At 70.3% G+C, this 11,789-nt stretch carries 10 protein-coding genes; 9 read left to right on the plus strand and 1 reads right to left on the minus strand.

Annotated features, from left to right (window positions below):
• The 9 genes from ABZ664_RS14215 to ABZ664_RS14255 form a co-directional block, all read left to right on the plus strand.
• Positions 1-1,679: hypothetical protein (locus ABZ664_RS14215; RefSeq protein WP_362508294.1), on the plus strand; the 1,679-nt coding region annotated here is incomplete at its 5' end.
• Complete coding sequence (locus tag ABZ664_RS14220; protein ID WP_362508297.1) at positions 1,676-2,791, plus strand: glycosyltransferase family 4 protein; 1,116 nt, start codon at positions 1,676-1,678, stop codon at positions 2,789-2,791. The genes ABZ664_RS14215 and ABZ664_RS14220, both read left to right, overlap by 4 nt.
• Entirely contained in the window at positions 2,788-3,876 is a 1,089-nt protein-coding gene (locus tag ABZ664_RS14225) for a glycosyltransferase (RefSeq protein ID WP_362508300.1), read from the plus strand. Before ABZ664_RS14220 ends, ABZ664_RS14225 begins: the two co-directional genes overlap by 4 nt.
• Positions 3,877-3,879: 3 nt before the next feature.
• Positions 3,880-5,211, plus strand: coding sequence for a hypothetical protein (locus ABZ664_RS14230; RefSeq protein ID WP_362508303.1), 1,332 nt, complete (start codon positions 3,880-3,882; stop codon positions 5,209-5,211).
• Positions 5,212-5,460: 249 nt separating this feature from the next.
• Positions 5,461-6,642, plus strand: coding sequence for a glycosyltransferase (locus ABZ664_RS14235; protein ID WP_362508306.1), 1,182 nt, complete (start codon positions 5,461-5,463; stop codon positions 6,640-6,642).
• Positions 6,639-7,604: an NAD-dependent epimerase/dehydratase family protein gene (locus ABZ664_RS14240; RefSeq protein ID WP_362508308.1), complete on the plus strand. Its 966-nt coding sequence runs from the start codon at positions 6,639-6,641 to the stop codon at positions 7,602-7,604. The genes ABZ664_RS14235 and ABZ664_RS14240 overlap by 4 nt, the downstream gene beginning before the upstream one ends.
• Before the next feature lie 59 nt (positions 7,605-7,663).
• Positions 7,664-8,653, plus strand: a complete 990-nt coding sequence (locus ABZ664_RS14245; protein ID WP_362508311.1) for an NAD-dependent epimerase/dehydratase family protein — start codon at positions 7,664-7,666, stop codon at positions 8,651-8,653.
• Positions 8,650-9,687 (plus strand): MraY family glycosyltransferase, encoded by a 1,038-nt coding sequence (locus ABZ664_RS14250; RefSeq protein ID WP_362508314.1) that lies wholly within the window; start codon positions 8,650-8,652, stop codon positions 9,685-9,687. Before ABZ664_RS14245 ends, ABZ664_RS14250 begins: the two co-directional genes overlap by 4 nt.
• Positions 9,688-9,691: 4 nt before the next feature.
• The gene (locus tag ABZ664_RS14255) at positions 9,692-11,062 is read left to right on the plus strand and encodes a polysaccharide biosynthesis tyrosine autokinase (RefSeq protein WP_362508317.1); all 1,371 of its coding nucleotides are present in this window, start codon (positions 9,692-9,694) and stop codon (positions 11,060-11,062) included.
• Here ABZ664_RS14255 and ABZ664_RS14260 read toward each other — a convergent pair.
• Complete coding sequence (locus ABZ664_RS14260; protein WP_362508320.1) at positions 11,040-11,732, minus strand: hypothetical protein; 693 nt, start codon at positions 11,730-11,732, stop codon at positions 11,040-11,042. The two genes, ABZ664_RS14255 and ABZ664_RS14260, sit on opposite strands and share 23 nt — an antisense overlap.
• Positions 11,733-11,789: the final 57 nt, after the last annotated feature.

Here is an 11,789-nt window from a genome sequence, read left to right on the forward strand (position 1 = left end):
TGCTCCCCATGATGTTCACCCTGACCATCCTCCTGGCCATGATCGCCCACCGCCTCACCCGCTCCCGCCCCGCCACACTCCTCGCCATCACGGGCTCGATCTCGGTCGGAGCGGCGAGCCTCTACCTGGGCAGCAGCGAACTGTTCACCTGGGGAGGCATTCCCGACGCTTCCTGGACGAGCCCCACCCAGGCGTTCGGAGCCCTCCTGTTCGCCCCGGTCGTCCTGCTGCTCGTCGACCTCCTCGATCACGGGCACCGCGGTGCGGGCAGATGGTCACTGCTGGCGATCCTCCTCCTCGCCGTCATGGGGGCCAAGGCCGTCTACCTGCCCCTGCTCGCGGCGGGCCTGCTGGCGGTGGTCGCGGTCCAGGTGATCAGGCGGCGCCGGGTGCCGTGGCCCGCGCTCACCGCGCTCGGGATGACCGCGGCGTGCTTCCTCATCGCGCAGGTGACGCTGTTCGGCCGGGTGCGGCAAGGGCTGATCGTCGACCCCCTCTCGTTCGCGCGAACCGCGTGGGGCGAGTTGACCGGCCTGGGCGAGCAGGTGAGCCCTCCGTTGGCCTCGGTGCTCGCCGTCGCGTCGCTCTACCTGTTGTGCTGGGCCGTCGCGTGGTGCGGGATCCTCGGGCTGCTGTGCAGGCCAAAACTGCTCCTGCGACCGGCGGTGGTCCTCCTGCTCGGCATGGGCGCGGCGGGCATGGGCGCGGCGCTCCTGCTCGGGCACCCGGGCCGGAGCCAGCTCTTCTTCCTCTGGGGCGCCTATCCCTACCTGGTGATCGTCGCGGTCTACGGGATCCTCGTCCTCCTGCGGCGCGCACGGGTCTCGCTCGGAGAGGCGATGTGCTCGGCCGGCGCCGGAGCGGTCGCCGCCTACGCGATTCCCGTCCTGTGCGGCGTCGGAATCCCCCTCGGTCCCGGTGAGCGGGACACCGTCCTCTACCGGCCGTACATCGTGCTGGCGGTGGCCGTCGTCCTGGTGTCCGCCGTCCTGGTCGTCAGGTGCGGCGGCCTTCGCGGATGGGCCCTCGTGACCATCATGCTCGCGGCCGTCGGCCTGCCCGCCTACGGGCACGCGCGTGTCCTTTCCGTCATGGACCGCCTCATCGGAAATGGTTCTCCCGCGGTCTGGCCGGTGGCCTCGCCCGTCCCCCTGGGCGCCCTGGAGGCCGGTCGGTGGCTGCGCGACCACTCGGATCCGGACGACCTGGTCGCCACGAACGCGCACTGCCGCTGGGGGTACGAGAACCCGTGCGACAGCCGTCAGGCCTGGGTTGCCGCCCTGTCGGAGCGGCGGGTGCTGGTCGAGGGATGGACCTACACCGCGGCGAACATGAGCCGCTGGCGACCGGGGTCCCTGCCGGAACGCCTGCCGTTTTGGGACGGTGAGCGGCTCGCCCTCAACGACGCCGCCTTCCGGACCCCCTCGGCGGCCACGATCGGGCGGCTGCGCGAGCGCTACGGGGTGCGCTGGCTCTTCACCGACGAACGCCGCACCGGACCGGCCTCCGGGATCGAGGACTTCGCCGAACTCCGGTTCCGCTCCGGCGACTGCGCCGTCTACCGGATCCCGGAGCACGAGATCTCCCCAGGCGCCGCCGACGACCCACCGGGCGACGACGCGTCGGCCCGGCCAAGCCGGGCCGGAAGGACACCGAGCCCATCAGGGAGGTTGACATGAGGATTCTGCACATCGGATACCGACTTCCACCCGAGCCGGGGGGAAAGGAGCGCTATATCGAGCGCCTCAGCCACGAGCAGATGCTGCGCGGACACGAGGTGGTCGTCGCCCACCGGCGGGGCGACGTCCCCGGCGACGCGAAGGCGCTTCCGCTGGCACGGACCGCTGCCAGCCGCGCCGTCTCCAGGAGATCGGATGTGATCGCCTTCGCCATGGAGTGCGCGCGGACACTCCGCCGGGCACACCGGATCGACATCGTGCACGCGCACGGCGACCACCGCGAGGCGCTCGGCCTCGGCTCCGCCGCACGTCGAGCGGGGATCCCCCTCCTGATCCATGTCCACGGCGCCCTCACGGTGCGTCACCGGCGGATCATGCCCTGGGCCTTCCGCCACACCGACGGATTCATCGTGGCCGGAGAAAGGCCGCAGGAGGACCTGCTGGCGGCCGGCGTGCCGGAGCGGCGGATGCGGGTCATACCCGGCGGCCTGAACCTCGATCACCTCGCCGGATTCCGGACGAGACATCCGGTCGAACCGGGATTGATCGTCAGTGTGGGCTCGCTGGTGAAGGTGAAGAACCACGCGCTGACCATTGAGGCCTTCCACCGGCTACGAACCGACCACCCCTGCGCGCGGCTCGTCATCGCGGGTGACGGCCCAGAACGCGCCCGGCTTGAGCGGCTCGCCGGGACAGGGCGGGGAATCGAGTTCACCGGGCACATCCCCGCCGACGACGTGTACTCGCTGGTGAGCCGGGCCCAGGTGGTCGTGCACGCCTCCCAGCGGCTTCCCGCCATCGGCGAGGGCATTCCCTTCGCCCTCCTGGAGGCCCTCGCGCTGGGCACCGCCGTCATCGTCTCGTCCGACGCCTCGCTCGGCGCGGCCGTGGCGGACGGCTCCGCCTACCGCGTCTTCCGGTCGGGATCCGTGCACGACCTGGTGACGCACCTGCGATCGGTCCTCGACGACGAGGCGCTGTGCCTTGAGATGATCGAACGCGGCGTGCGGGCCGTGTCGAACCTCGACTGGCGGATGGTGGGCGACCGCATCGGGGAATGGTACGAGACGCTCATCGCCGACCGGCCCCTCGCCCCGGCGGGCGCGTCGTGAGCGGCCTGCACGTCTGTGAAGTGATCAAGACGCTGGACGTGGGCGGCGCGGAGGTCCTGCTCGTCGAGAGGCTGCTCTCCGCTCCCCCGACGGGCAAGCGCTACACCGTCGTATGCCTGCGCGCCTCCACCCACGAGCTGAGCGGGCGGCTGCGATCGGCGGGTATCCGGGTCGTCGACCTCACCGCGTGCCCGCGCTGGCTCCGCCTGGCCCGCCTCGCGTGCGTGGTGCGAAGGCTGGAACCCGACGTTCTCAACATCCACTCCCCCCTTCCCGCGTCGCTCCTGCGGCCCGTGTCCCAGCTGTTGCGTCCTCGCCCGGCCCTGGTCTCGACGGTGCACAACGTGCGCTACCGCCTGCCGACGATGTTGCTCGACCGGGCGACGGGATGGCTGGACATCCGGACCGTGGCCGTCTCCCCGGAGGTCGCCCGCGCTCGCACCGGCAGGCGCTCGCGGAACCTGTCCGTTCGCGTGCACGGCGTCCACGTCGCTGAACAGCGCCGTTGGGCGGCTCGATCGGAACAGACGAGGCGAGAGTGGAACGTCTCCCCGGACACCTTCCTGATCGTGCACGTCGCCAACTTCCACGCGCAGAAGAACCACGAGCTACTCGTCGAAGCCGCGGCGAGGGTCGGGGAGCGAGACCCCCGTCCCCTGTTCCTGCTCGCCGGATCCGGTCCCCTGCACGCGCGGGTGGCTCGCCGGGTCGAGGCGCTCGGCCTGGGCAACGTGCGTCTGCTCGGTCACGTGCCCGACGCCGGCCGGCTCATCGCCTCCTCCGATCTGCTCGTGCTCAGTTCCTCCTACGAGGGGTTGCCCGTGGTCGTCATGGAGGCTCTCGCCGCGGGCGTGCCCGTCGTGTCCACCGCCGTGGGCGGAGTGCCCCATCTGATCGAGGACCAGAGGAACGGCCTCCTCGTCAAGCCGGGGGACCCCGCCGCCCTCGCCGAGGGCATCCTGCGGGCGACACAACCGGAGATCCACGCGCGCCTTCGCGAAGGAACGCGGGAAAGCGCGGAGCTCGTGGACATCAGCCGGGCGGCCGTCTGGTTCGACAGGCTCTACGACGAGGTCTGCTCGTAGGACATGGTCACCACTCTCGGACGTGCCGTCCACCGGATGCGCCCGCCTGGCGGGCGCCATCTGCGGACCTTCACATCGCTGACCGCCGCCGGCCTTGGCGAGGCGGTTCTTCCCACTCTCAGCCTGATCGCCCTGGTACGCCTGACGGGGAGTGAGACATCGGGTCAGGTCATCTTCGCCCAGTCTGTGGCGACCGTCTGGTTCCTCCTGTGCGATCCCTGCCTGGAGAACGCCGCCCAGCGATTCGTCCCCATCGAACAGCAGCGGAGCGGGCAGGGCTCCTCGCTGTTCATGCGCCTGATGCACTGGGACGTGGCGATCGGCGTGGCCGCGGCCTGTGTCGGCCTCGTGGCGGTGCTGGCCGCGCGCCTGCTGGGTTCCCTGTCGGACGAGTTCGCGCTCATGTTCGCTCTCGCGATCGTCACACGCGGGTCCATGGCGTCGTACGGCACGGCGGGCGCGGCCTTCGCGCTGACAGACCGGCTGCGCGCTCTGGGCACACTCAGAACGCGATGCGCGGTCCTGTCGTTCGGGCTGTCCCTTGGCGGGTTGTTCCTTGGCGGACCCCTTCTCTACCTGGGGGGGCAGGCCGCGGGTGCGCTGGTGATGGCGGTGGTGTTCTACCTGTTGGCGACCCGGGGGCTCCTCGCACGGATGGGACCGGCCGTCGCACGGGTCCGGCTGCCCTCGGGCATGGTCGCCTTCACCGTGAAGACATCCATGGGCACCAGCGTGGCCGGGATCTCCGACTCGGGCATCCTCACCCTGGCCGGCCTGCTGGGCGGACCGACCCTGGTGACCATCCTCAAGATCGCATCGGCCCCCGGCCGCTTCTACGCCAACCTGGCGATCCCGGTGGCCGCGATGCTCTATCCCCGGATCATCCGGAGCGCCACGGCGGGAGCGGGAAGGGCGCCCATCATCCGGGACATCACGCGCACCACCCTGCTGCTCGCCGCGGCCGGAGCGGTGACCATCGCCGTCGCGCTCCCGGTGACCGACGCCGTCATCGGCATGGCCTACGGCCCCGGCTACGCCCACCTCGGCGTGGTCGCCGTGGTGCTCCTGGGCGCCGCCTGCGTGAAGGGAACGGTCTGCTGGTCCAACGTGCTCCCCCTCGCCCTCGGCAGGCCCGGCCGGCGGCTCGCGTACCTCCTCGCGGAGGGGGGCATGCTCCTGGGCGTGCTCCTCGTCGGCAGCCGAACCACCTCGGGCCCGTTCCAGACGTCGCTCTGTTTCGCATGGGGAACGCTCGCCGTCGCCACGCTCGGCACGGGTTTTTGGATCGGGTCGTTGCGGCGCATCACCGACCTCGGTTGTCCAGAGCGCGAGTGATCTTCCAGCATCGAAACGCAGCTACATAAAAGGCTAATTCGCCATATTTCCCGCGCGGCCACTCGCAAGGTCATCGGACCCGATAGGGATCATCGGGCGGACTGTGAACACTTGGGACGACCCAGCTAGATCATGCTTAGGTAGGGAATAGGAAAAACATCGCGCCACCACCGTGATGGTGTCGGCGAACAACTCAAAGGGCGAACTAGTTTCTCCAACGTGAACCAGGCCTGTCACCGAGGAGCCCGCATGAAGCCGGACGGCCGGATTCGTGTCATGGAAATCATCGCCCGAATGAACGTCGGCGGCCCCGCCACGCAGGTGTCGGGGCTGTCGGAGGGGTTGGACTCGAAGGAATTCGACCACCGCCTCTACACCGGCTACGTCGATGCCCAAGAGTGCGACCACCTCCGGCTGCACGGGACGGAGACACGGGTCCAGCGGGTCCCCGGCCTCGGACGGTCGGTCAGACCCGGAGACGACTACCGTGCGCTCTTCTGGCTGATCAGCGCCATGCGGGCGTTCCGTCCGCACATCGTCCACACCCGCACGGCCAAGGCGGGCGCCCTGGGCAGGGTGGCCGCCCGCCTGGCCGGCGTCGGCTCGGCCCGGGTGCACGTCTTCCACGGGCATCTCCTGCACGGCTACTTCTCCCCGGTCAGGCGCGAGCTCTACGTACGGTCGGAACGGCTCCTGGCCTCCGTGTCGGACCGGCTCGTGACGGTGGGGTCCCAGGTCAGGGACGATCTGCTCCGGGCCGGGATCGGGCGCCCCTCGCAGTACGTGGTGATCCCTCCCGGTGTCCGGCTGAAACCGATCCCCGACCGCGGGACGGCACGCGCCGCGCTGGGACTGCCACCGGACGCGCCCGTCGTGGCGTACGTGGGCCGCCTCACCGCGGTGAAGCGGCCCGACCGGTTCCTCGCCGTGGCCGACGCCGTATCCAGGCAGATCCCCGGCTGCCGCTTCGTCGTATGCGGGGGCGGCGACCTGGAGCGGCAGTTCACCCGGGACGTCGAGCCCGTCCGCGACTCCTTTCACCTGCTCGGCTGGAGGAAGGACGTGGAGACCGTCTACGCCGCCGCCGACGTGGTCGTGCTCACCTCCGACAACGAGGGGACCCCGCTCACCCTCATCGAGGCCGGCATGGCGGGCACGCCGGTCGTCTCCACCCGGGTGGGAAGCGTCGCCGAGGTCGTCAGGGACGGCCACACCGGTCTGCTGGCGTCGACCGACCCGGCCGAACTGGCGGCGCACACCGTCCGTCTGCTCCGCGACCCGAGCCTGGCCCGCCAGATGGGCGAGGCGGCCCAGGAGTGGACACGATACGCGTTCGGCGTGGATCGCCTCGTCTCCGATACCGAGCACCTCTACCGGTCGCTGTGCGGGAAGGCCGGCCGACGGCTCGTGGCGGAGGAGAACACACGATGAGAGTGCTGGTGACGGGCGGCGCCGGTTTCATCGGCGCGCACATGTGCCGGGTGCTGGCCGCCAGGCCCGAGGTCGGGCACATCACGGTGCTGGACGATCTGAGCAGCGGGGATCTCACCAATCTCGACGGCGTCGAGGCGACGGTGGTGACGGGCAGCATTCTGGACCGAGACCTGCTGACGGACCTGGTGGCCGGTGCCACGCACGTGATCCACCTCGCCGCCCGGCCGTCGGTGCCCCGCTCCCTGGCCGACCCGCTGGCCTCGCACGCCGTCAACGCGACCGGCACCCTGCACGTGCTGGAGGCGTGCCGCGCGAGCAGACCGCACGTGATCCTCGCCTCCTCGTCCTCGGTGTACGGCGACAGTCCCGAATCCCACAAGCACGAGGACCTGCCCACCAGACCGCTCAGCCCGTACGGGGCCGGCAAGCTCGCCGCGGAGGCGTACGCACTGGCCTACGCGCACAGCTACGGCCTGCCGGTCCTGCCGTTCCGCTTCTTCAACGTCTACGGCCCGCTGCAGAGCGCCGGGCACGCGTACGCGGCCGTGATCCCGGCGTTCGTCTCCGCCGCGCTGCGGGGCGAGCCGGTCCCGCTGCACGGCGACGGCCTCCAGTCGCGGGACTTCACCTACGTGGGCTCGGTGACCCAGGTCCTCGCCGACGCGGCCGCGCGCCGGATGACCAGCACGAAGCCGGTGAACCTGGCGTTCGGGACCCTCGTCTCCCTCCGGCACCTGATGGGCGTCCTCGCCGAGATCCTCGGCCGCCCCGTCGAGGAGACCTGCCTGCCGCCCCGGCCGGGCGACATCCGGCAATCCCAGGCCTCTCCCCGCCTGCTGCGCGAACTGTTCCCCGGCGTGTGTCCCGTCCCGCTTGAGGACGGGCTCCGCACGACGGTGGCCTGGTTCGAGAGAACCCAGGCCCCGGGCATCGGGGCGAAGGTCGCCGGCTACGCGTGATCCACCGCTTCCTCCCGCCAACAGAGATCTCCCTCCAAGCACGTGACGAGGAGAACCCCGTGAGCACGACATCAAGCACCAAATATCTGATAACAGGCGGTAGCGGATTCATCGGATCGCATCTGGCCGACGCGCTGCTCGCGCGCGGTGACTCCGTCATCGCCCTGGACAACCTCTCGACGGGACGGCTGGAGAACCTGCGCCCCCATCCGGGCCTGCGTTTCGTGCACGGTTCGGTGCTGGACGAACTCATGGTCGACGAGTTGGTCCATCGGTGCGACGTCGTCGTCCACCTGGCGGCCGCGGTCGGCGTCAAGCTGATCGTCGAGCAACCGCTGCGGTCGCTGACGACCAACATCCGGGGTTCGGAGATCGTCATCGAGGCCGCGCACCGATACCGGAAGAAGATCCTGGTCACCAGCACAAGCGAGATCTACGGCAAGAACTCCTCCGGCGCGCTGCGCGAGGACGCCGACCGTATCCTCGGCAGCCCCGCGGTGGTCCGATGGGCCTACAGCACCGCCAAGGCCGTCGACGAGATCCTCGCCAACGCCTATCACAAGGAGCGCGGCCTGCCGACGATCATCGTCCGGCTGTTCAACACCGTGGGCCCGCGGCAGAGCCCGACCTACGGCATGGTGATCCCGAGCCTCGTCCGGCAGGCCCTGTCGGCCACGCCCCTGACGGTCTTCGGCGACGGGACCCAGACCCGCTGCTTCGCACACGTCTCGGACATCGTCGACGCGCTGCTCCGGTTGCTCGACGAGGACAGGGCCGTCGGTGAGACCTTCAACATCGGCTCCAGCGACGAGGTGAGCATCATGGAGCTGGCGAAACTCATCATCGAGTTCACCGGGTCCACCTCCGGGGTCGATCTCATCCCCTACTCCCAGGCCTACGAGCAGGGGTTCGAGGACATGACCCGCAGGGTTCCGGATACCGCGAAGCTCCGCGCGCTCACCGGCTGGACTCCGCGGCGCTCTCTCGACCAGATCCTCACCGAGATCATCAGAGAGGCCTCCGGCGATCCCGCGGCGATCCCGCGGTGAGCGGGACGATCGCCCTCATCGCGGGAGCGGCCTGCCTGCTCAGTGTGACGGCCGCCGTGCCACTGAGGCGCCTGGCGCTGCGGTGGGATCTCACCGACCGCCCCGGCGGGCACAAAGCCCACACCCGCCCGACCCCGTACCTCGGCGGTGTCGCGATCACGGTGGGCACGGTCGTGCCCACCGTGATCGCGCTCGGCTTCGCCGATCTGCAGATCATCGCGATCCTTCTCGCCGCCGCCACGGTGTCCCTCCTCGGCCTGATCGACGACATCACCCCCCTGCCCGCGGCCACCAGGTTGATCGTGGAGACCGCGGTGGCGATCGGGGTGGTGTTCTCCGGCGTCCAGGCGACCGTCACCGGGACGTGGCTGGACAGCGTCCTCACCGTGGTGTGGATCATCGTGATGACGAACTCCTTCAACCTGCTGGACAACATGGACGGCGCGCTGGGAACCGTCACCACCGTGACCGCCGGCCTCCTCGCGGCCACGGCCCTGCTCCAGGGCCACACCTCGCTCGCGGTGCTCCTGTGCGCGCTCGCCTGCGCGTGCCTGGGCTTCCTGCCGCACAACTGGGCGCCCGCGAGAATGTTCATGGGAGACTCCGGGTCGCTGTTCCTCGGATTCACGGTGGCCTGCTCGGCGACCGTCCTGGTCATGGGACGGTCCCCGGACGCGGTGATCGCCGGACTGTTCCTGCCGACGTTCATGGCGACCGTCGACACCTGTGTGGTCCTCCTCTCCCGCCTGCTGGCGAACCGCCCGCCGTTGCGGGGCGGTACCGACCACGTGTCGCACCGGCTGCGCCGTATGGGCCTGGGAACCCGTGCGGTCGCCACGACGCTGGGCGCGATCACGGCGTTCACCGGTGCCCTCTGCCTGACGACGGTCTCGGGCCAGCTGTCACCACTCGTCGCGATGGTCGTGGCGGGCGCGATCGCCGTCACTCTCGCCGGCCTGCTGCGGGACACGAACGCCCGCCCGTCGGCCCAGCCCTCCCAGATCCCTCAGAAAACTCACGAAAGGCGGCGTTGATCCCGTGGATCTGCTCTACTACGCACGGCTGGTGCGCAGGAACTGGCTGATCATCCTCCTCTCACTGATCCTGGCGGTGGGCGCGGCACTCGCCGTCACGGCGAACATGCCGCCGAAATACGTCTCGACGATCTCCATGCTGGTGTCGGGCCACGACAAGGAGGGCAGCCTCTCCACCGCCTACCAGGCGGGCATGCTGTCGGCCCAGCGGGTGCAGTCCTACGCCAACCTGCTGTCCAGCCGCCGGGTGGTCGGCCAGATCGTCGAGGGCGAGGACATCGCGCGCGTCCAGGGGAACATCAGCGCCGAGGCCGTCCCCGGCACCGTGCTCCTGCGTGCCACGGTCACCGACACCGACCCCGCGCGAGCCTCCCTGCTGGCCAACGCCCTGGGAGACCGCTTCTCGAAGCTGATCGACCAGATCGAGCGGCCCACTCCGGGCAGCCGCCCCACCATCAAGATCACGATAGTGGACAAGGCGGACATCCCCCGGGAACCGGTCAGCCCCAGGCCACTGGTCAACCTGGCGGTCGCCGTGCTGATCGCGCTGCTCGCCGTCATGGCCGTGATCATCCTCCGTGACCGTCTGGACACGACCCTCACATCCCCCGAGGCACTGCGGGAGGCGTCGGGCAGCTCGGTGCTCGGGGTCATCGGCTACGAGCGGGACGCGCGGCACCACCCCCTGATCCTGCGCGACCGTGGCCGGTCGTCCCGATCCGAGGCGTTCCGCGCACTCCGGACCAACCTGCAGTTCATCGGTGTCGACCGGCAGCCGAAGTCACTCGTGGTCACCAGCTGCCTGCCCGGCGAGGGGAAGTCCTCGACCTCCGCCAACCTCGCGATCACGCTGGCCCAGGCGGGCTGGCGGGTCGTCCTGGTCGACGGCGACCTGCGCCGCCCCAGCATTCCCTCCTACCTCGGTATCGAGGGGGCGACGGGCCTGACGGACGTGCTGATCGACAAGGCGCGCCTGAACGAGGTCATCCAGGTCTGGGGCGATGCCGGCCTGTCCGTCCTGCCGAGCGGTCAGATTCCACCGAACCCGAGTGAGCTGCTCGGCTCGAACGGAATGCGTGAGGTGCTCGCCCAGCTCACCGGGACGTACGACATGGTGATCATCGACGCGCCGCCACTGCTGCCCGTCACCGACGCGGCGACGATCACCGCGCTCTGCGACGGCGCGCTGCTCGTCGCCCGGTACGGCAAGACCCGCCGGGAGCACATGGCCCGCGCCTCGGAACTGCTGGCGTCGATCAACGCCCGCGTGGTGGGAACCGTCCTGAACTTCTTCCCGGCCGGCAGCGGTACGCACTACGGCTACAACAGCGGGTACGGCTACGAGTCCGAGGTCAAGAATCCGGTGAGTGTGTGAGCAGCCGGAACGGGACGGCGAGCGACCTCGCGATGTCCCGTCCCACCGCCCGGTAGGCCAGCCGGGAGCGCCCGTACGGGTCGGCGATGTCGAACCGGTCGATCCGGACCAGCCCGCGCAGCGCCCGCGCCTGGTCGACCAGCGCGCGGGCCCGCCGCACGGGATCCCGGTGACGGGTGATCTCCTCCGGCGGCACGGCCCGCACCAGCGTGCCGAACTCGGCGATGGTGAAGGCCCGCGTGACCGCCGAGAGGTGCATGGCCACCGATTCCGCACGGTGCCCGCGGGTGGCCGTGAGTACGAGATCGGCGGCGGCCACCAGGTCGGGAACGAGCGGACGGGAGCCGAAGCCGGCGGGATCGCCGCCGAGCCGGACCAGAACCCGCCGGGCGCGTTCGGTCATCTCCCGTCCCGGCTCGGCGCGGGTGCCCGCGCTGACCACCTGGACCGCCGGGCACGGCCCGAGGGCCGAGCGGGTCAGCCGCTCGGCCAGCGGGGAGCGGCAGACATTGCCGGTGCACACGAAGAGGATGCGAAAGCGGGCACCGTCCCGCGGCTCCCGGACATCCCGCCAGCAGCGCTGCCCGCAGCCCTCGTGCCCGGGCGGGACGCTCTCCCCCGGGATCGCGGCGTCCTGTGCGGTCCCACCGGTCCGCGGTGAAGCCTTCATGGCGCGAGAGTAGATCGCCCCCCGTGCGCCGCCGCCCGTGACGCGCGGTTCTTTGCT

Source organism: Streptosporangium sp. NPDC006930 (assembly GCF_040635605.1).
Lineage (GTDB): Bacteria > Actinomycetota > Actinomycetes > Streptosporangiales > Streptosporangiaceae > Streptosporangium.